This is a genomic window from Microvirga sp. P5_D2 (genome assembly GCF_054049475.1).
Genome location: NZ_JBFUMH010000006.1, coordinates 88,755 through 107,211 on the forward strand (window position 1 = coordinate 88,755; position 18,457 = coordinate 107,211).

The window sequence follows — 18,457 nt, forward strand, 5'->3', positions numbered from 1 at the left end:
GAGAAGCCTCAGTTCTTCTTGCGGAACGCGTCGAGGCTGACGACTTCGGCGCTGCCGGCCGTGCCGGATTCTTCCTCATCCTCAGGATCGGAATCGTCGGAGATTTCCATCTCGGGCTTTTCCGCTGCCGGGGCAGGGATCTTCTCGGGAGCGGGTTTCTTCTCGGCCGGCGCGGTCTTGCGCGGCTGCTTCAGTTCCACGGGCTCGGAGCTGCCGCGGAGCGGCTGCGGGGCCTGCGGAGCCTCGATCATATCGTCCTCTTCGTCGTCCTCCTGTCCGTCGAACTTGAGGCCGAACTGGACGGAAGGGTCGAAGAAGCCGGTGAGTGCATCGAACGGGATCAGCAGCCGCTCGGGCACGCCCGAGAACGAGAGGCCGACCTCGAAGGTGTGCTCGGTAACGTTCATATCCCAGAATTGGTGCTGGAGAACGATCGTCATCTCCTGAGGGTATTTCTCGCGCAGGCGGTTCGAGAGGCGAACGCCGGGAAAATCCGTCTGGAAGGAGATGTAGAAATGGTGCTCGCCGGGCAACCCGTCTTTGCAGTCGATCAATACCTTGCGCACGACGCCCTTGAGCGCCTCCTGCACCAGAAGATCGTAACGGATTAGGTCTTTACCGGCCATATGCGAGCCCTTGCAGAAACAAAAGTGGAGGCTTCTGTTGCCAGGTGCCTCCGGACCCCGCCTGACAGTGCTACCCGCCAGGACTTTGAGTCGGTGTTAGGGACCGCTTACGCAGCCACTGCAACCGGAGCATAGTTGTCGTTGGCAACTATAGAATGGCCCGATATCGGCGGAACCATGCCGAGCAAAAGCCTACCCTTTACACCCTCGTCGATCCTATTTCGCCCCCGCCGAAACCCAAGCTGGGCTTGGGCTTTGGTGGAGGCGCCGGGTACCGCCCCCGGGTCCGAAAGGTTTATTCCGATAGCCGTTTATCGCCATAGCCGGCCTTGCGACCAGCACCTTCAATATAAGCGGCACAGATCGAATTTGAAAGAGCGGGGATAACCTCGGCCAGGGTTAATTCCGACTCGGAGAGGGGGAACCACTGACCTATAATTAAACTAGGAGCACCCCATGCAAGCCTATCACGACCTTCTTCGCCGCATCATGGACGAGGGCGTCCGCAAGGACGACCGGACCGGAACCGGCACGATTTCCGTCTTCGGCCACCAGATGCGGTTCGACCTGAGCCAGGGCTTCCCGATGGTGACGACGAAGAAGCTGCATCTGCGCTCCATCATCCATGAGCTGCTCTGGTTCCTTAAGGGCGACACCAATATCCGCTACCTCAAGGAAAACGGCGTCACCATCTGGGACGAATGGGCCGACGAGAACGGCGATCTCGGGCCCGTCTACGGTAAACAGTGGCGCTCCTGGGCGAAGCCCGACGGCGGCACCGTGGACCAGATCAAATGGGTGCTCGACGAAATCCGCCGCAATCCCGATTCCCGCCGCCTCGTCGTCTCCGCCTGGAACCCGGCGGAACTGGACAAGATGGCGCTCGCGCCCTGCCATTGCCTGTTCCAGTTCTACGTCGCCGAGGGCAGGCTCTCCTGCCAGCTCTACCAGCGCTCGGCGGATGTGTTCTTAGGGGTCCCCTTCAACATCGCGTCCTACGCTCTTTTGACCCACATGATGGCACAGGCCACGGGGCTTCAGCCGGGCGATTTCGTGCATTCCTTCGGTGATGCGCATCTCTACCTGAACCATCTGGAGCAGACGCGCCTGCAGCTCTCGCGGGAGCCGCGCGCGCTGCCGAAGTTGCGGCTCAATCCCACTGTGCGGTCGCTGTTCGATTTCACCTACGACGACATCACCATCGAGGATTATGATCCGCACCCCGCTATCAAGGCCCCTGTCGCGGTGTAGCCTTCATGAACAGGCGTGAGGCTATCGAGAGCGCCGTCCGGATCCTCGCTCCGCGCATTCCGCGCCACGAGTTCGAGTCCGTCATCGATCACGCCCTGGGAAGCCGGGGGCTTCACATGGCCTCTCCCGAAGCCGCCTCATGGCTTTCGATCACGGCCTATATCCGGCACCGGCTGACCGATTACGACAGCCTGCTCGACGAGGGCTACGATGTGGACAGCGCCCGTTTCTTCGTTCTCGAAGACATGAATGCCATCCTTGAGGAATGGGGCTCGCCGCGTCGCATCGAGGCCGAGGAAGAGGCGGAGTGAACTCGACAGGCCCTCGCGGTTCGGTCACAAGCGATCCATGACACTCTCCATCCGCAAAGCCGAAGAGCGCGATGCCGCTCTGGTCCATTCCTTCATCCGCGAACTCGCCGAGTATGAGCGCCTAGCCCATGAGGTCGATGCCTCCGAGGCCGACATCGCCAAAGCTCTCTTTGGCCCGCAGCCCCGCGTCTTCGCCGATATTGCCGAATGGAACGGCGAGCCTGCGGGCTTTGCCCTATGGTTCTACAATTTTTCCACCTTCCGGGGCCGCCACGGCATCTATCTGGAAGACCTGTTCGTTCGCCCTGAATTTCGCTCGAAAGGGCTCGGCAAGGCGCTGCTGCAGTATTTGGCGAAGCGCTGCGTCGCAGAGGGGTTATCCCGTCTCGAATGGTGGGTGCTGGACTGGAACGAGCCGGCGTTGAAGTTCTATCGTTCCATCGGCGCCGTTCCGATGGACGAATGGACCGTCCAGCGTGTGACGGGTGAAGCCCTTAATAAACTCGCGGAGGCCCCATGACCCTTCCTCTCATCCTCGTCGTCGCCGTCGCAGAGAACGGCGTGATCGGACGGGACAATCAACTTCTCTGGCGGATCAGGACGGACCTGAAGCGCTTTCGCGAGCTGACCATGGCTAAGCCCATGATCATGGGGCGAAAGACCCATGAATCGATCGGCAAGCCCCTGCCGGGGCGCGAGACCATCGTGATCACGCGTGATACCTCCTATGCGGCGCCGGGCGTCCATGTTGTCCACAGCTGGGATGAGGCTGTGGCGAAGGGTGAGGAGTTGGCCGGCCCCATGAAGGCCGATGCGGTGGCCGTTGTGGGAGGAGCCGAGATTTACCGGATGGCGCTTCCGCATGTGCAGAAGATCTACCTAACGCAAGTTCATGCGGCGCCCGAAGGCGATGCAGTATTTCCCTCCGTCGACCGTTCACTTTTTCGAGAAAAGTCGCGAGTGGACCATGACAAGAGCGCGGATGACGAGCACGCATTTACCTTTATTGATCTCGAAAGGCGTTGATCGTCCGCTTAAGCTTGACGAAAGCTCTTCGAATCCCCAATTCGCAGGCTTGACAGGCGGAAGAGGCGCAACCCACAACCGTCTTGAATTCATATCGGCTTTTCTGGCCGGGCTTTCATAGTTAAGGAAAGGCGTCCTATGCCTTGGAGTAACCAAAGCGGCGGCGGTGGCCCCTGGGGGCAACGCGGCGGATCGGGTGGCGGCAAGAGTCCTTGGGGCTCGGGCGGCCCACAGGGCAATGGAACGCCCCCGGATCTGGAAGACATCCTGCGCCGCAGCCAGGATCGCCTGAAGGATTTCATCCCCGGCGGCTCCATGGGCGGCAAGGGCCTGATCATTCTCGTGCTCGGCGTCATCGCCGTGTGGCTTCTGACCGGCTTCTACACCGTGCGGCCCAACGAGGTCGGCATCAACATGGTATTCGGCAGGTATGCCAGCACCAGCGGCGAAGGCCTTCGCTACAACTATCCTTACCCGATCGGTCGGGTGCTCAAGCCCAACGTCACGGCGCAGCAGCGCGTCGAGGTCGGCTACCGTTCCACGGCGACCGGCCAGGGCCGGGCCCGCGACGTGATCGAGGAGAGCCTGATGCTCACCGCCGACGAGAACATCGTCGATATCGATTTCGATGCGGTGTGGCAGATCAATCCCGCGCGTCCGCAGGATTACGTCTTCAACCTTCAGAATCCCGACGGCACCATCAAGTCCGTGGCCGAGAGCGCCATGCGCGAGGTCGTCGGCCGCCGCAACATTCAGGCCATCCTGACCACCGAGCAGGCCAGCATCGCCCAGGAAGTGCGCCAGATCATGCAGGAAGCGCTCGATGGCTATGGCGCCGGCATCCTCATCAATGTGGTCCAGCTCCAGGCGGTTCAGCCGCCGTCCGAGGTCCGTCAGGCCTTCTTCGACGTGAACGCGGCCCAGCAGGACGCGGTGCGCGTGCAGAACGAGGCCGGCGCCTTCGCCAGCCGCGTCGTGCCCGAAGCCCGTGGTGAAGCGGCCCGTACCGTCCAGCAGGCGGAAGGATACCGTGAGCAGTCGGTGGCGGATGCCTCCGGTCAGGCCGCGCGTTTCAGCCAGGTTTACGAGGAATACCGCAAGGCGCCAGACATCAGCCGCGAGCGTATCTTCCTCGAGACCATGGAGCGCGTGTTCGGCGGGACCGACAAGATCATCGTGGACCAGAAGGGCCAGGGAGTGGTGCCTTTCCTGCCGCTCGGCCAGCCCAACCAGCCCAATCAGCCCCAGGCGAATACCAACACTCAGGGAGCCACGCGATGAACGGCACGACCCTTCGCACCGGCCTCCTGATCCTCGTGGGGCTCGTCGCCATCGTTCTCTATGCATCGATCTTCATCGTGCAGCAGACCCAGTATGCGCTGGTGCTGCGGTTCGGCGCGGTGCAATCGGCGATCTCCGAGCCCGGCCTGAAATTCAAGCTGCCGCTCGTCGACAACGTCACCTATTTCGAGAAGCGCGTGCTCGATCTCGATCTGCCGGTCCAGACGCTCCTGTCCGCTGACCGTCAGAACCTCGAGGTGGACGCCTTCACGCGCTACCGGATCATCGATCCGCTCCGGTTCTATCAAGCTGTTGGCAACGTTGCCTTGGCCAACCAGAGGCTCTCGAGCTTCACGAACTCGGCCATGCGTAACGTGCTCGCCAGCGCCTCGCGCGATGCCATCGTCCGCACCGAGCGTTCGGACCTGATGAACCGCATTCAAGAAGACGTGAACCGTCAGGCCCAGAGCCTCGGCATTGAAATGATCGACGTCCGCCTGACCCGCGTCGATCTGCCCAACGCCAACAGCCAGGCGGTCTACCAGCGCATGCGAAGCGAGCGTGAGCGCGAGGCGGCGGACCTTCGCGCGAACGGCAACCAGCAGGCGCAGACAATCCGCGCCCGCGCCGAGCGCGAAGCGACGATCATCCGCGCCGAGGCGAATCGCAAGGCCGAAGAGCTGCGCGGTCAGGGGGATGCCGATCGTAACCGCATCCTGGCGGAAGCTTTCGGGAAGGACCCCGAGTTCTTCGCCTTCTACCGCTCCATGCAGGCCTATGAAGCCGGCCTGAAGGGAACAGGAACCCGCCTGGTTAYCAGCCCGGATTCCGAATTCTTCCGCTACTTCAACGGGTCCTCAAGCACGCCCAATGGGGGAGCCCCATCAACCCCGGCCCCCCGGCCGGCTCCTGCACAGTAAGACCTGATGTTGGATTTGATCGCAGCCCTCGGCCTCGCTCTCGCGGTCGAGGGCATTTTGTTTGCAGCCTTCCCCGACGGGATGCGGCGCGCCATGTACGAGGCCGCCCATAGCCCGAGCGATCGCATGCGGGTTGTGGGCCTCATTTCCGCGCTGATCGGCGTGGGTATCATCTGGCTCGTGCGCTGGCTCAACTGATGCAAGGCCCCGCTTCCGCCGCATTCGGCGCTTGAATGGCGGACGAGAGCGACAATCTATATTCCATTCTCCAAGAGAGGATTTTCGATGAATCAAGCCACGAACGCGCTGGCGCTTTCCGGGACGGCACCGTCTCTGCGTCCCTTGCGCCGACTGGCCGCATCCTGTTTTGCGGTCATCACGATTGTCGCAACGGCGCTGCCGCTGCCCGCTTTTGCCCGTTCGGCTCCGGAATCCTTCGCCGATCTGGCGGATGAGGTAACCGGCGCCGTGGTCAACATTTCGGCATCGACCACCGTTGAGGCACGGAACCGGACCCTGCCTCAGCTTCCCCCAGGCACCCCCTTCGAGGACCTGTTCGAGGAGTTCTTCAACCGTCGCGGCCAAGGCGGAAACGGCGAGAATGCGCCCTCCCGTCCACGCAGTTCGAACTCACTCGGCTCAGGCTTCGTCATCGATCCGTCCGGTATCGTAGTCACCAACAATCACGTGATTGGTGACGCCAATGACATCAGCGTGATCTTCTCCGACGGCACCCGCCTCAAAGCCGAGATCGTCGGCAAGGATTCCAAGGTGGATCTGGCGGTTCTGCGGGTGAAGTCCGACAAGCCCCTCAAGGCGGTGAAGTTCGGCGACTCGGATGCCCTGCGCGCCGGTGACTGGGTCATGGCCATCGGCAACCCCTTCGGCCTCGGCGGCTCCGTCACGGCGGGCATCGTCTCGGCCCGTGGCCGCAACATCGAGTCCGGTCCCTACGACAACTACATCCAGACCGACGCCTCCATCAATAAAGGCAATTCCGGCGGCCCGCTGTTCAACATGAACGGCGAGGTGATCGGCATCAACACAGCCATCCTGTCGCCCACGGGCGGTTCGGTGGGCATCGGCTTCGCCGTCCCGGCCTCCACGGCCGTGCCGGTCATCGAGCAGCTCCGCGAGTTCGGCGAGACCCGTCGCGGCTGGCTCGGCGTCCGCATTCAGAACGTGGATGACGCCACCGCCGAGGCCCTGAGCCTCGGAACGGCCCGTGGCGCGCTCATCGCCGGTATCGACGATAAGGGTCCTGCCAAGCCTGCAGGCCTTGAGGTTGGCGACGTGATTGTCAAGTTCGACGGCAAGGATGTGAAGGACTCTCGCGACCTGCCACGCATCGTGGCGTCCTCGCCGGTCGGCAAGGCTGTCGATGTCGCGATCGTCCGTAAAGGCCAGTCCTTGACCAAGCAGGTCACCCTGGGCCGCCTCGAGGATGGCGAGAAGCAGGCCAGCCTGCAGCAACCTCCGGCGGAAGCTCCCACCGTGACCCGCCAAGCGCTCGGCCTCAACATGTCCGGAATGACGGACGAACTTCGCCGCCGCTACAGCCTCAAGGACGATCTAAAGGGCGTGGTGATTACCCGCGTCGATCCCAACTCCACGGCCTCCGACAAGCGGATCCAGGCCGGTGAGGTGATCGTCGAGGTCAATCAGGAACCGGTGACAAGCCCCGCCGATGTGACCAAGCGGATCGAGGACCTAAAGTCGCAAGGCCGCAAGTCCGCCCTGTTGCTGGTCTCCAACCCGCAGGGTGAAGTGCGCTTCGTTGCCCTGACGATCGAGTAAGGGCTTTTCTACAGCCAATCAGGAGAGGCGGCTTTCGGGCCGCCTTTTTTGTTGGCGTGGCATCGTTCTAAATAAAGAACGTTTTGGTTGACATAAAGGTATCTGTTCGGCATTGGGATGATCATTGCCTGAGCGGGGCTTGAGCCAAGGCCTCGCGCATTCTCGCGGATCATCATGTCGCAGCTTGTCTTTCCCGTTCCGGACGCCCTGAAATCCTCAGCTCGTGTGAATGCCGAGACCTATGAGCAGCTGTACCGGCATTCCATCGATGACCCGGAGGGCTTCTGGCGCGAACAGGCCTCAATCCTGGACTGGGCGCAGCCGTTCACGACGGTGAAGAACACGCGTTACTCGCCCGACGATGTCACCATCGAGTGGTTCGCGGACGGCAAGCTGAACGCTTCCTACAACTGTCTCGACCGTCACGCAGCCGAGCGCGGCAATGATGCGGCGATCCTGTGGGAGGGGGATACTCCCGGAGATCGCAAGCGCATCACCTGGAAAGAGCTTCACGCCGAGGTGTCGAGGCTTGCCAATGCGCTCAAGAAACTCGGCGTGAAGAAGGGCGACTTCGTCAGCGTTTATCTGCCGGTCATTCATGAATCCATTGCCGCGATGCTCGCCTGCGCGCGCATCGGCGCGGTGCACTCAGTGGTGTTCAGCGGCTTCTCGTCGGAAGCGCTTGCCGGACGCATCGAGGATTGCCGCTCGCGGGTTCTCATCACCGCCGATGAGGGATTGCGCGCTGGCAAGCATGTGCCGCTCAAAAAGAACGCGGATGCCGCGCTCGAGAGCCTGCCCTTTATCGAGCATGTGCTCGTCGTGCGTCGCACCGGCGCCGACGTTCCGATGACGGAAGGACGAGATCGCTGGTATCACGAAGCCCTGGCCGAGGTTGATGCTGATTGCGAGCCCGTCGCGGTCGGTGCGGAAGATCCGCTCTTCGTGCTCTACACCTCCGGCTCCACCGGCAAGCCGAAGGGCATGCTCCACACCACGGGCGGCTATCTTGTGCATGCGGCGGCGAGCTTTCGCGCGATGTTCGATTACCGCCCGGGCGACATCCATTTCTGCACGGCGGATGTGGGTTGGGTCACAGCCCACACCTACCTGATCTACGGCCCGCTCGCGAACGGCGCGACCATCGTGCTGTTCGAAGGCGTGCCCACATGGCCCGACGTGTCGCGCTGGTGGCAGATCATTGAGCATTACAAGGTCAACATCTTCTACACCGCACCCACCGCCATCCGCTCGCTGATGCGCGATGGCGAAGCGCCCGTGCGCAAGCACGACCTGTCGAGCCTGCGCGTCCTGGGCTCAGTAGGCGAGCCGATCAATCCGGAAGCCTGGCTCTGGTATCATGATGTCGTCGGCGGCGGACGCTGCCCCATCGTCGATACCTATTGGCAGACGGAAACCGGCGCCGTGCTTCTGTGCCCGCTGCCCGGCGCGGTGAATCTCAAGCCCGGCTCCGCAACGAAGCCCTTCTTCGGCGTGCGTCCGGCATTGCTCGAAAGCGACGGCACGGTGGTGGAAGGCGAGGGCAAGGGCAATCTGTGCTTTGCCGATTCATGGCCCGGTCAGGCGCGCACCATTCTGGGAGATCGTGAGCGCTTCCTCAAAACCTATTTCAGCACGTTCCCCGGCTACTACTTCACCGGCGACGGCGCACGCCGCGACGAGGATGGCTATTACTGGATCACGGGCCGTCTCGATGACGTCATCAACGTTTCTGGTCACCGTCTCGGCACGGTGGAAGTCGAGGCGGCAATCGCCTCGCATTCATCCGTCGCAGAAGCTGCGGTCGTAGGCTTTCCGCACGAGATCAAGGGACAGGGCATCTTCGCTTTCGTGACACTGAAGGAAGGCGTCGCCGAAACGGAGGAACTGCGTCGCGCGCTCATCCAGGTCGTGCGCACCCGCATCGGCCCCATCGCCACGCCCGACCGCATCGAATGGGCGCCGCAACTGCCGAAGAACCGCTCAGGAAAAATCCTGCGCCGCATCCTCACCCGCATCGCCGCCGGCGACTACGAGAACCACGGCGACACATCCACCGTCGCCGACCCGGCGGTGGTGGCGGAGATCGTCAGGCGCATTCAGGCCGAAGCTAGGACCTGACGATCTCGTCGTCCCGATACCCCTGGGCGTAAAGCAGCGTGAACAGGTCGGTGTGCTCGATCTTGGCATGGGCCGCCGCTGCAACCGCAGGCTTGGCGCGGTAGGCGACGCCGAGGCCTGCTTCGCCGAGCATGGCGAGATCGTTGGCGCCATCGCCCACGGCCATGGTGTCGTGCGCGGCGAGGCCGAGCTTCTCGCGCAGCTCGATCAAGGTAGCGCGCTTCGCTTCGCGGCCGAGAATTGGCTCCTCGACGAGGCCTGAGAATTTTTCACCCTCGATGAGCAGGCGGTTGGCGCGGTTTTCGTTGAAGCCGATCATGGTGCCAATGGGGCCGGTGAACAGTGTGAAGCCGCCGGAGACAAGGCATGCATAGCCGCCATTGGCACGGATGGTCTGCACCAGCTCCCGGCCGCCCTCGGTGAGCGTGATGCGCTTAGCGATGATCTCATCCACCACATTGACCGGCAGGTTCTTCAACAGAGCAACGCGCTCGCGAAGCGCCGGCTCGAAGGCGATCTCGCCGCGCATGGCGCGCTCGGTGATCTCCGCCACATCGGCCTTCAGACCTACGTAATCGGCGAGCTCGTCGATGCATTCCTGCCCGATCATGGTGGAATCCATGTCCGCCAGGAACAGGCGCTTGCGCCGATGGGCCAGGGATTGCACCACGATATCGACTTGTTGATCTCCCAGGGGCGCTTCAAGCAGGTTGTAGACACCCTTGATGGAGCCCGGATCGGGGAAGATCAGGTCCTCTGCGATTCCGCTTGCCAGGACGGAGCGTTTTGTCTCTGGTCCCAGCAGCGTTGCGGCAAGATCCACCCTTGCCGAGTCGAGCCCGATATCCGGGTTCGCAACGAGGGTCGCAACGAGAAGATTGGGGGAGGACGCCATGGGGAGACCGGCCTGTGAATGAGGTTGAGATCGGTGCGGTTCTCATTGCAGGACCGACCGCTTCAGGCAAGTCCGCATTGGGCATCAAACTGGCGCAGGCCTTGAACGGCGTGGTGATCAATGCCGATTCCATGCAGGTCTACCGGGACCTTCGCGTCATCACCGCCCGCCCCACGCCCGATGAGGAAACTCAGGCTCCCCATCGGCTCTATGGCCATGTGGACGCCGCCGTGAACTTCTCCGTCGGGCGCTACATGGCCGATGCCGTTGCCCTCCTGAACGAGATCCAGGGGCACAAGCTGCCAATTTTCGTCGGCGGGACGGGCCTCTATTTCAAGGCGCTGACCGAAGGGCTCTCCGATATGCCCGCCGTACCGGATGAGGTGCGTGATCAGGTTCGCCGCGAGAGCGAGGGGCTGGAAACGCCCGAGCTTCACCGGATGCTGGAGGAGCGCGACCCGGAAACCGCCCGGACGCTTCGTCCCTCCGACCGCCTACGCATCCAGCGCGCCCTGGAGATCTTCGCCGCGACCGGGCAGCCCCTGGTTTCCTTCCACGGAAGCCGCCAGCCGGGGCCTTTGAACGACAAGCGATTGATCAAACTCTTCCTCGCTCCCGAGCGCGATGAGCTGCGCCGCCGCATCGACAATCGCTTTCTTGCCATGATGGAGCAGGGCGCCCTAGACGAGGTGCGTAGCCTCGGCGAGCGCCATCTTGACCCGATGCTGCCTGCCATGCGGGCGCACGGCGTGCCCGGCCTGCTCGCTCATTTGAGGGACGAGATTTCGCTGGATGAAGCGATTGCCAAGGGGCAGGGCGACACGCGCCGTTATGCCAAGCGCCAGTTCACTTGGTTCCGCCACCAGTTGCCGGATTGGGAATGGGTGGAACCGGAACGGGGTTTCGAGGCTGCGATGGCTGGGCTTAATGCCCTGGGGCGCCCGTGAACATCTGGTAGAAAGTGATGAAGATCTCGAACACGATTAGCAACACGATGATCAGTTCGAGGCGAAGCGAACGCTCCGTATCGATGATGTCGGTGAGCGCCTGGGCCGTGTCGCCCAGCACCTCGAGCTTGCGGTGAAGGGCGGCGGCGCGCTCCTTCAATTCGTATTCGTCCTCGAGGCGCGCATAGAGGCGCTCGAGATCGTGGCGATCCCACAGCACGTCGGGCTTTTCCTCCACGGCGACGCCGCCGGACATGCGCTGGCGCACGAGCAGGGCTTGGCCGACCTGCTTGAGGATCTTGCGCCGGTCGCGCGGACGGCGGCCTCTTTCGGCTAGGTGCTGGACGGAGGGTTCCACTAGCTCGAAGGCAGCGGTCGCCTCGCGCTCGTCGCGGGCCAGCGTCGCGCTTTTCGAGAGGGCGTCGGCAATCACGATCAGTCGCTCGGTTGAGAGCATTTTCACGTAAATCGGCCCGCCCGGCGGGATCTGATCGTCCCTCTCGGGCGAGATCTCGATGATCGCGGTCTCTTCCTCGTGCCGCGCGAATTCGCCCTTGATGCGCTGGCGCAGGCCTCGGATGACCTCATCCTCTTCGAGCGGCGTCAGGCCGACCAGAACCGCCACGCCATAGCGGAACAGGGCCACGAACCCGTCCTGGCCCGCCCGGAAGGCGAGGGGAGTGGTGGACAGAACGTCGCTGCGCTCCAGACCGGCCAGTTCGAGGCGGTCGCCCAGAAGAAGGGCGCGGGCGGTCAAGCGCTGGTTTTGCATCGGAGTGCCGGTCGAGGAGAGCGTATCGGTCATGGCCATGCGACTAAAATAGGGTGCGCACCTTAGAAGCTAAGCTGCATTCTGCCAACTAGACCCCGCTTGACCGAATGAAATGGATCATATAGCGTCTGCGCAACTTTTGAACCGAGAACCGCCAAAATGCGCAAGCTTATTCTCGTAGTACGAACGCCATCGACGGAGCGGGATTGATCCCCGCAGGTCCGGCGATGGCGCACAGGCCCCCTCAGGGGCCTTTTTTATTGCCCAAATTACCAGAACAACGCAGACAAAAGCACTTAAAGACCCGACGGAGCGAAGACCATGAGCGAGACGATGACCGGCGCCGAAATGGTGATCCAAGCCCTGCATGACCAGGGAGTCGAGCATATCTTTGGTTATCCCGGCGGCGCGGTGCTTCCGATCTACGATGCGCTCTTCCACCAGGAGAAAGTGCGCCACGTCCTCGTTCGCCATGAGCAGGGCGCGGTTCACGCGGCGGAAGGCTATGCCCGCTCCTCCGGCAAGCCCGGCGTGGTGCTGGTGACCTCGGGTCCGGGTGCGACGAACGCGATAACGGGTCTGGCCGATGCCATGATGGACTCGATCCCGCTGGTCTGCATCACCGGTCAGGTGCCGACCCATCTCATCGGCTCGGACGCGTTCCAGGAGTGCGACACGGTCGGCATCACGCGCCACTGCACGAAGCATAACTATCTGGTCAAATCCATCGAGGACCTGCCGCGCGTGCTGCACGAGGCCTTCTATGTGGCGCAGAATGGACGTCCAGGCCCAGTGGTCGTGGATCTTCCAAAGGATATCCAGTTCAAGACCGGAACTTACGCGCGCCCGCTCAGCAACCAGCACAAGACGTATCGCCCGACCGTGAAAGGCGACATGGATCACATCCGCGCCGCCATCGAGCTGATGGCTAATGCCAAGCGTCCCGTGTTCTACACGGGCGGCGGCGTCGTCAATTCCGGCCCCAATGCCGCGGCGCTGCTGCGCGAATTGGTGCAGCTCACGAACTTCCCGATCACCTCCACCCTGATGGGCCTCGGTGCTTATCCGGCCTCGGGCAAGCATTGGCTCGGCATGCTGGGCATGCACGGCACCTACGAGGCCAATCTCGCGATGCATGAATGCGACGTGATGATCAATATCGGTGCGCGTTTCGACGACCGCATCACGGGACGTCTCGATGCCTTCTCGCCGTATTCCAAGCGCATCCACGTGGATATCGATCCGTCCTCCATCAACAAGACCGTGAAGGTGGACATTCCGATCGTCGGCGATTGCGCGCATGTGCTGGAGGACATGGTGCGCCTGTGGCGTCAGGGCGCGAAGCAGGCGGACAAGGTCGAGCTGAAGGAGTGGTGGGACAAGATCGAGGGTTGGCGTTCGCGCAACTGCCTCGCATTCCGCAACTCGACAGAGACCATCAAGCCGCAGCACGCGATCCAGCGCCTCTACGAACTCACCAAGGATCGCGAGACCTATATCACGACCGAAGTCGGCCAGCACCAGATGTGGGCGGCCCAGTATTACAGGTTCGATGAGCCGAACCGCTGGATGACTTCCGGCGGCCACGGCACCATGGGCTACGGCCTGCCGGCCGCCGTGGGTGCGCAGCTCGCGCATCCCGACGCGCTGGTGATCGACATCGCCGGCGAAGCCTCGATCCAGATGATGCTGCAGGAAATGTCGACGGCCCTGCAATACGGACTGCCGATCAAGGTATTCATCCTCAACAACGAATACATGGGCATGGTACGCCAGTGGCAGGAGCTTCTGCATGGCGGGCGCTATTCGCAAAGCTACTCGGAATCGCTGCCCGATTTCGTGAAGCTCGCGGAGGCTTACGGTGGTGTCGGCATCCGCTGTGATAATCCCGGTGACCTCGACGCGAAGATCCTTGAGATGATCAACGTGAACCGTCCGGTGATCTTCGACTGCCTCGTCGACAAGACCGAGAACTGCTTCCCGATGATCCCGTCGGGCAAGGCGCATAACGAGATGTTGCTCAATGACTATCTCGGCGAGACCGGAGCCGATATCGGCTCCGTGATCGACGAGAAGGGCAAGATGCTGGTTTAAAAAGGAGAACCCCTCTCCCGAGTGGGWGAGGGGCCGGGGTGAGGGAATGCCGCTTCATGATTAAAGAGCCGCGCCAATTCGCACGCAGCCTTCGCAAGACGTCCACGTCTGCGGAAGACGTGCTGTGGCAGGCTCTTCGTGGACGGCGCTTCCAAGGCCTCAAGTTCAAACGCCAAGTGCCGCTGCTGAATTATACTGTCGATTTTCTCTGCGTGGAACGGAAACTGATCGTCGAGGTCGATGGAAAGCAGCACGATTGGTACGCAGAATATGATGCTCGCCGAACGGAAGAGATCGAGAGCCATGGCTTTGCGATCATTCGAGTCATGAATGGTGATGTGATGAACGATTTGGATTCTGTTCTGATCAGGATTGCAGAGGCCGTTGTGCCTCCTGCACCTGCATTCCCTCACCCCTGGCCCCTCTCCCATATGAGAGAGGGGGAAAGCGCCTAGCTATGTTAACCCTCGTCATCGCCAACAAGTGCTACTCGTCCTGGTCGCTGCGCCCCTGGCTGCTGCTGAAGCAGCTCGGTGTCGCTTTCGATGAGATCACGATTCCACTCGATCTTCCCGACACCAGGGAGAAGGTGCTGAAACACTCGCCCGCCGGCAAGGTGCCGATCCTCATCGACGGCGACGTGACGGTGTGGGAAAGCATCGCGATCATGGAATATGTGGGCGATGGCTTAAGCAAGAATGTCTGGCCGCAGGATCCCAAGGCGCGGGCCATGGCGCGTTCGGTCGCGGCGGAGATGCATTCGAGCTTTCAAGGATTGCGCAGTGCCTGCCCGATGAATCTCGGCAAGAAGTATACGCGCAAGGATCGTGGCGAGGCTGTCGCGCGCGACGTGGCGCGCTTCTCCGAAATCGTGCGTCAGGCGCGTGAGCGCTTCGGCGCAGGCGGTCCCTTCCTGTTCGGCCGCTTCTCGGCGGCGGATGCCATGTTCGCTCCGCTCGTAACGCGGCTCGATACCTATTCCATCGAACTCGATGCAACCACGCAAGCCTACGTGGACACGATCCTCACGCTTCCGGCCTTCTGGGAATGGCGTGCCGCAGCACTTGAGGAAAGCTGGATCGTCGCTGCCGACGAGGTCGATGAGGACGCAATCGAAAACTATCGCAAGGCTCCTTGAGGCCAAGGATCATCCGGGAACAACACCATGCTGCAGATGAAAACCCATTACCCCGATGCCACCCGCGTCGAGCCCGTCAACCGGCACACCCTTGCCATCATCGTCGATAATGAACCCGGCGTGCTCGCCCGCATCGCGGGCCTGTTCTCTGGTCGCGGCTACAACATCGAAAGCCTCACCGTCACAGAGACGGAGCATGAGGCGCATATTTCCCGCATTACCGTCGTGACCACGGGAACGGACAGCATCATCCAGCAGATCAAGAGCCAGCTGGAACGCCTCGTGCCCGTGCACCGCGTCGTGGATCTTACGCTCACCGGCGAAGCGGTGGAGCGCGAGTTGTGCCTCGTGAAAGTGGTCGGCAAGGCCGATCATCGCGTCGAAGCGATGCGCCTCGCCTCCGCTTTCGGCGCGCGCACGCTGGATGCGACGCTCACCTCGTTCGTCTACGAACTCACCGGCACGACGGATGAGGTCGAGCGCTTCATCAAGTTGATGACGGCGGTCGGCCTCGTCGAGGTTTCGCGCACCGGTGTCGCTGCCATGGCGCGTGGCGCCGAGGGAGTGTGATCAGCCCCTAAAGTCGTTCTCTTTGAGGAAAGCTTCCTCCTCCGGCGTCGTCTCTCTCTTGAGAATGGCATTGCGGTGAGGGAAACGGCCGAAACGGGCGACGATCTCATGATGGTGGCGCGCCCACTTGGCGGAATCCTCGTTGAGAGTTTCGTTGAGAGTCACCGAGCGTTCCTGATGCCGCAAGGACTCGGAATGCATGAAGGGCAGGTAGAAGAAACGGCGGAACTCCGGTTCCACCTTGTGGTCGAACCCTCTCTCGATGGCGCGGTCCGCGACCATCAGGGCGACGGGATCGGTCTTGTAGGTCTCGCGCTGTCCCCGGAACATGTTTCGCGGGAGCTGGTCGAGAAGAAGAATAACGGCGAGCGCGCCTTCCGGGGTGAGTTCCCATTCGTTGAGATCGCCCCTCGCGGCGGCCTCGTAGGTCGGCAGGAAACGGTCCCGGCAGGTTTGGTCGAAGGTTTCATCCTTCGAGAACCACTTCTCGGGTCCAGCATCCCGCCAGAAGGCAAGGACTTCATCGGCAGTGGCGAGGCGTTCCATACGGCTTGTCTCTCGGGAAGGGATTGTTTGAAGCCAATCTAGGGCTGTGGAGAGCGATTTGCACTCTCTAGGCTCGGAGTGTTTGGAGGAGGGGAGAACAAAGCCATTTCGGCGTAGTTCGTACTTTTCCTACAAACAACGACTTGTCAGCGCAGTTTTGTTCGCTAAAAGCGGCGCTAGGCAAAATGAATGTTGCGAAAAGGCCCCAAGCTGTACCGCAACGCCAACGAAGACGGGGCGGGAGCCCTCAGACATAAGGGACTAGAGCATCATGCGCGTATATTACGATCGCGACGCCGATATCAATCTGATCAAGGGCAAGAAGGTCGCCATCGTCGGCTATGGCAGCCAGGGCCATGCCCATACGCTGAACCTTAACGATTCCGGCGTGAAGGACATTGTCGTGGCCCTGCGCAAGGGCTCGCCCTCCGCAGCCAAGGCCGAGAAGGCCGGCATCAAGGTCATGGAAGTGGCCGAGGCCGCCAAGTGGGCCGACGTGGTCATGATGCTGACCCCGGACGAGCTGCAGGCCGACATCTACCGCACCGATCTTCATGATAACATGAAGCAGGGCGCGGCACTGCTCTTCGCCCACGGCCTCAACGTGCATTTCAATCTCATCGAGCCCCGCAAGGATCTCGACGTGCTCATGGTTGCCCCCAAGGGTCCCGGCCACACGGTGCGCTCCGAGTACCAGCGCGGCGGCGGCGTGCCGACCTTGATCGCGATCCACCAGGACGCCACGGGCAACGCCCATGACATCGCGCTGTCCTACGCCTCCGCCAACGGCGGCGGCCGCGCCGGCATCATCGAGACCACCTTCAAGGAAGAGTGCGAGACCGATCTCTTCGGCGAGCAGGTCGTGCTCTGCGGCGGTCTGGTCGAGCTCATCAAGGCCGGCTTCGAGACCCTGACCGAAGCAGGCTACGCTCCCGAGATGGCCTATTTCGAGTGCCTGCACGAAGTGAAGCTCATCGTCGACCTCATCTACGAGGGCGGCATCGCCAACATGAACTACTCGATCTCGAACACCGCCGAGTTCGGCGAGTACGTCACCGGCCCGCGCATCATCACGCCCGAGACCAAGGCCGAGATGAAGCGCGTTCTGGAAGACATCCAGTCCGGCAAGTTCACCCGCGACTGGATGCTCGAGAATAAGGTCAATCAGACCTCCTTCAAGGCAACCCGCGCCCGCAACGCCGCGCACCCCATCGAGGATGTCGGCGCCCGCCTTCGCGACATGATGCCGTGGATCAAGGAAAAGGCGCTGGTCGACAAGAGCCGGAACTGAGCCTGACAGCAGACAGCTAAAAGGGGCGGATCATTCCGCCCCTTTTTTGTTGTGGTTCGACTAGCGAAGTAGCCTTCAGGATGTGTAGTTCAGCAGGGCAGTTAAGGCGATCAGGAAGCACAGGGAGTGGCCCAGCCTGGGCTTGCGGCGATTCCAGAAGTGGAAAAGGCCGATGCAAGCCGTAAGCACGACCAGTAACACCCAGATCCCCTTGGCGACATGGTTGAGGCCCATCGCACCATTGAGCCTGGCGCCCGATGTCAGGCTTTCGAGGATCCAAAGGCCCGCGAAGAGAATGGCCGCGGCCGTCCAGCCATAGTGGCGCCAGGTTTCGGGCAAGCCGGCCATGGTGGGGTCCCTTGGGACCTGCTCGTCGAGGGAATCGTCCGTGTCGAAATAGGCGTAAGACCGCCGGGAATTCTGCGGCATAATTCGCATCCGTAATGTTATATCTTGACCATAACATTACGGATGCTGGTTGCCACCTATGGAAACGGGGAGGAAGGGTGGCCGAGACGTAGGATTATTGCTGATTATCCTTCGTATTTTGGGCCTTGTTGTTGTCCTGCTTGCCCGGATTTACGCGGTTCTTCATCGTGCCGCCCGAGCCTCGGACATGATCGTCGGGATGCTTCTTGCTTTCACCGGAATTGTCGCCGTTCATCTTGCCTTTGCCCATGGGGGATCTCCTTCGTTGATGGGAGTCAATGACCCCTCGCGGAAGCGGTTCCGATCAAATTACCAGATCAGGTAATGCGCCAGCCCCGCACCGGGGGCGAGCAGGGCGAAGGCCCAGACCGAGGCCGAGGCCATGTTGGCGGCCTGGAAGACGATGCGCGGCATTACGAAGATGCCGGCGATCAGCGGAAGT

The 18,457-nt window shown here is 61.8% G+C and carries 21 protein-coding genes and 1 other RNA gene; 15 read left to right on the top strand and 7 right to left on the bottom strand.

What is annotated here, in order from left to right; genetic code table 11:
• Window positions 1-8: 8 nt before the first annotated feature.
• Entirely contained in the window at window positions 9-626 is a 618-nt protein-coding gene (locus tag ACXJKO_RS04160; protein ID WP_457089817.1) for an SspB family protein, read from the bottom strand.
• Between the two features lie 23 nt (window positions 627-649).
• Window positions 650-1,005, bottom strand: a transfer-messenger RNA (tmRNA) gene (ssrA, locus tag ACXJKO_RS04165).
• A gap of 77 nt (window positions 1,006-1,082) precedes the next feature.
• Between ssrA and ACXJKO_RS04170 the strand changes: the two genes are divergently transcribed.
• The 9 genes from ACXJKO_RS04170 (at window position 1,083) to acs (ending at window position 9,333) form a co-directional block, all read left to right on the top strand.
• A complete protein-coding gene (locus ACXJKO_RS04170) occupies window positions 1,083-1,877 on the top strand; it encodes a thymidylate synthase (protein ID WP_457089818.1) in 795 nt (264 codons plus the stop codon).
• 5 nt (window positions 1,878-1,882) lie between these two features.
• Window positions 1,883-2,188 carry a DUF2293 domain-containing protein gene (locus ACXJKO_RS04175; RefSeq protein WP_457089819.1) on the top strand — a complete coding sequence of 102 codons (306 nt, stop codon included), beginning with the start codon at window positions 1,883-1,885 and terminating at the stop codon, window positions 2,186-2,188.
• Between the two features lie 37 nt (window positions 2,189-2,225).
• Window positions 2,226-2,708, top strand: a complete 483-nt coding sequence (locus ACXJKO_RS04180) for an N-acetyltransferase family protein (protein ID WP_457089820.1) — start codon at window positions 2,226-2,228, stop codon at window positions 2,706-2,708.
• The gene (locus tag ACXJKO_RS04185; RefSeq protein WP_457089821.1) at window positions 2,705-3,214 is read left to right on the top strand and encodes a dihydrofolate reductase; all 510 of its coding nucleotides are present in this window, start codon (window positions 2,705-2,707) and stop codon (window positions 3,212-3,214) included. The genes ACXJKO_RS04180 and ACXJKO_RS04185 overlap by 4 nt, the downstream gene beginning before the upstream one ends.
• A gap of 138 nt (window positions 3,215-3,352) precedes the next feature.
• Window positions 3,353-4,495 carry an FtsH protease activity modulator HflK gene (hflK, locus tag ACXJKO_RS04190; RefSeq protein ID WP_457089822.1) on the top strand — a complete coding sequence of 381 codons (1,143 nt, stop codon included), beginning with the start codon at window positions 3,353-3,355 and terminating at the stop codon, window positions 4,493-4,495.
• A complete protein-coding gene (gene hflC, locus ACXJKO_RS04195) occupies window positions 4,492-5,415 on the top strand; it encodes a protease modulator HflC (protein ID WP_457089823.1) in 924 nt (307 codons plus the stop codon). Before hflK ends, hflC begins: the two co-directional genes overlap by 4 nt.
• 6 nt (window positions 5,416-5,421) lie before the next feature.
• Window positions 5,422-5,613 carry a DUF2065 domain-containing protein gene (locus ACXJKO_RS04200; RefSeq protein ID WP_457089824.1) on the top strand — a complete coding sequence of 64 codons (192 nt, stop codon included), beginning with the start codon at window positions 5,422-5,424 and terminating at the stop codon, window positions 5,611-5,613.
• Window positions 5,614-5,700: 87 nt separating this feature from the next.
• Window positions 5,701-7,212: a DegQ family serine endoprotease gene (locus ACXJKO_RS04205; RefSeq protein ID WP_457089825.1), complete on the top strand. Its 1,512-nt coding sequence runs from the start codon at window positions 5,701-5,703 to the stop codon at window positions 7,210-7,212.
• A 174-nt stretch (window positions 7,213-7,386) separates the two neighbouring features.
• Entirely contained in the window at window positions 7,387-9,333 is a 1,947-nt protein-coding gene (acs, locus tag ACXJKO_RS04210) for an acetate--CoA ligase (RefSeq protein WP_457089826.1), read from the top strand.
• On the opposite strand, the gene serB is transcribed toward acs, so the two are convergent.
• Window positions 9,323-10,228, bottom strand: a complete 906-nt coding sequence (gene serB / locus ACXJKO_RS04215) for a phosphoserine phosphatase SerB (RefSeq protein WP_457089827.1) — start codon at window positions 10,226-10,228, stop codon at window positions 9,323-9,325. The genes acs and serB overlap by 11 nt on opposite strands.
• Before the next feature lie 14 nt (window positions 10,229-10,242).
• On the opposite strand from serB, the gene miaA reads away from it, so the two are divergent.
• Complete coding sequence (gene miaA, locus ACXJKO_RS04220; RefSeq protein WP_457089828.1) at window positions 10,243-11,175, top strand: tRNA (adenosine(37)-N6)-dimethylallyltransferase MiaA; 933 nt, start codon at window positions 10,243-10,245, stop codon at window positions 11,173-11,175.
• Here miaA and ACXJKO_RS04225 read toward each other — a convergent pair.
• On the bottom strand, window positions 11,153-11,980 hold the full coding sequence (locus ACXJKO_RS04225; protein WP_457089829.1) for an RMD1 family protein: 828 nt from the start codon (window positions 11,978-11,980) through the stop codon (window positions 11,153-11,155). The two genes, miaA and ACXJKO_RS04225, sit on opposite strands and share 23 nt — an antisense overlap.
• Before the next feature lie 288 nt (window positions 11,981-12,268).
• On the opposite strand from ACXJKO_RS04225, the gene ACXJKO_RS04230 reads away from it, so the two are divergent.
• From ACXJKO_RS04230 to ilvN, 4 genes are read left to right on the top strand one after another with little or no spacing between them, the layout of a single operon-like run.
• Entirely contained in the window at window positions 12,269-14,041 is a 1,773-nt protein-coding gene (locus tag ACXJKO_RS04230) for an acetolactate synthase 3 large subunit (RefSeq protein ID WP_457089830.1), read from the top strand.
• 56 nt (window positions 14,042-14,097) lie between these two features.
• Window positions 14,098-14,496, top strand: coding sequence for an endonuclease domain-containing protein (locus ACXJKO_RS04235; RefSeq protein WP_457089831.1), 399 nt, complete (start codon window positions 14,098-14,100; stop codon window positions 14,494-14,496).
• Between the two features lie 2 nt (window positions 14,497-14,498).
• Window positions 14,499-15,179 carry a glutathione S-transferase family protein gene (locus ACXJKO_RS04240; protein ID WP_457089832.1) on the top strand — a complete coding sequence of 227 codons (681 nt, stop codon included), beginning with the start codon at window positions 14,499-14,501 and terminating at the stop codon, window positions 15,177-15,179.
• A 27-nt stretch (window positions 15,180-15,206) separates the two neighbouring features.
• A complete protein-coding gene (gene ilvN, locus ACXJKO_RS04245) occupies window positions 15,207-15,749 on the top strand; it encodes an acetolactate synthase small subunit (RefSeq protein WP_457089833.1) in 543 nt (180 codons plus the stop codon).
• Here the strand turns inward: ilvN and ACXJKO_RS04250 are convergent, their stop codons facing one another.
• Window positions 15,750-16,295 (bottom strand): DUF924 family protein, encoded by a 546-nt coding sequence (locus tag ACXJKO_RS04250; protein WP_457089834.1) that lies wholly within the window; start codon window positions 16,293-16,295, stop codon window positions 15,750-15,752. It lies immediately after the preceding gene.
• A 271-nt stretch (window positions 16,296-16,566) separates the two neighbouring features.
• On the opposite strand from ACXJKO_RS04250, the gene ilvC reads away from it, so the two are divergent.
• On the top strand, window positions 16,567-17,586 hold the full coding sequence (ilvC, locus tag ACXJKO_RS04255) for a ketol-acid reductoisomerase (protein ID WP_457089835.1): 1,020 nt from the start codon (window positions 16,567-16,569) through the stop codon (window positions 17,584-17,586).
• 75 nt (window positions 17,587-17,661) lie between these two features.
• On the opposite strand, the gene ACXJKO_RS04260 is transcribed toward ilvC, so the two are convergent.
• Both ACXJKO_RS04260 and ACXJKO_RS04265 read right to left on the bottom strand, forming a co-directional pair.
• A complete protein-coding gene (locus tag ACXJKO_RS04260; RefSeq protein WP_457089836.1) occupies window positions 17,662-18,015 on the bottom strand; it encodes a hypothetical protein in 354 nt (117 codons plus the stop codon).
• A 94-nt stretch (window positions 18,016-18,109) separates the two neighbouring features.
• Window positions 18,110-18,265, bottom strand: a complete 156-nt coding sequence (locus tag ACXJKO_RS04265; RefSeq protein ID WP_457089837.1) for a hypothetical protein — start codon at window positions 18,263-18,265, stop codon at window positions 18,110-18,112.
• Window positions 18,266-18,457 lie beyond the last annotated feature (192 nt).

Coding starts and splice junctions, on each gene's coding strand:
- ACXJKO_RS04235 (WP_457089831.1), top strand. CDS start 14,098: ATGATTAAAGAGCCGCGCCAATTCGCACGCAGCCTTCGCAAGACGTCC.
- ACXJKO_RS04265 (WP_457089837.1), bottom strand. CDS start 18,265: ATGGGCAAAGGCAAGATGAACGGCGACAATTCCGGTGAAAGCAAGAAG.
- ACXJKO_RS04185 (WP_457089821.1), top strand. CDS start 2,705: ATGACCCTTCCTCTCATCCTCGTCGTCGCCGTCGCAGAGAACGGCGTG.
- ACXJKO_RS04250 (WP_457089834.1), bottom strand. CDS start 16,295: ATGGAACGCCTCGCCACTGCCGATGAAGTCCTTGCCTTCTGGCGGGAT.
- ilvC (WP_457089835.1), top strand. CDS start 16,567: ATGCGCGTATATTACGATCGCGACGCCGATATCAATCTGATCAAGGGC.
- ACXJKO_RS04175 (WP_457089819.1), top strand. CDS start 1,883: ATGAACAGGCGTGAGGCTATCGAGAGCGCCGTCCGGATCCTCGCTCCG.
- ACXJKO_RS04200 (WP_457089824.1), top strand. CDS start 5,422: ATGTTGGATTTGATCGCAGCCCTCGGCCTCGCTCTCGCGGTCGAGGGC.
- ACXJKO_RS04180 (WP_457089820.1), top strand. CDS start 2,226: ATGACACTCTCCATCCGCAAAGCCGAAGAGCGCGATGCCGCTCTGGTC.
- ilvN (WP_457089833.1), top strand. CDS start 15,207: ATGCTGCAGATGAAAACCCATTACCCCGATGCCACCCGCGTCGAGCCC.
- ACXJKO_RS04225 (WP_457089829.1), bottom strand. CDS start 11,980: ATGACCGATACGCTCTCCTCGACCGGCACTCCGATGCAAAACCAGCGC.
- acs (WP_457089826.1), top strand. CDS start 7,387: ATGTCGCAGCTTGTCTTTCCCGTTCCGGACGCCCTGAAATCCTCAGCT.
- ACXJKO_RS04205 (WP_457089825.1), top strand. CDS start 5,701: ATGAATCAAGCCACGAACGCGCTGGCGCTTTCCGGGACGGCACCGTCT.
- ACXJKO_RS04170 (WP_457089818.1), top strand. CDS start 1,083: ATGCAAGCCTATCACGACCTTCTTCGCCGCATCATGGACGAGGGCGTC.
- ACXJKO_RS04160 (WP_457089817.1), bottom strand. CDS start 626: ATGGCCGGTAAAGACCTAATCCGTTACGATCTTCTGGTGCAGGAGGCG.
- ACXJKO_RS04230 (WP_457089830.1), top strand. CDS start 12,269: ATGAGCGAGACGATGACCGGCGCCGAAATGGTGATCCAAGCCCTGCAT.
- serB (WP_457089827.1), bottom strand. CDS start 10,228: ATGGCGTCCTCCCCCAATCTTCTCGTTGCGACCCTCGTTGCGAACCCG.
- ACXJKO_RS04260 (WP_457089836.1), bottom strand. CDS start 18,015: ATGCCGCAGAATTCCCGGCGGTCTTACGCCTATTTCGACACGGACGAT.
- hflK (WP_457089822.1), top strand. CDS start 3,353: ATGCCTTGGAGTAACCAAAGCGGCGGCGGTGGCCCCTGGGGGCAACGC.
- ACXJKO_RS04240 (WP_457089832.1), top strand. CDS start 14,499: ATGTTAACCCTCGTCATCGCCAACAAGTGCTACTCGTCCTGGTCGCTG.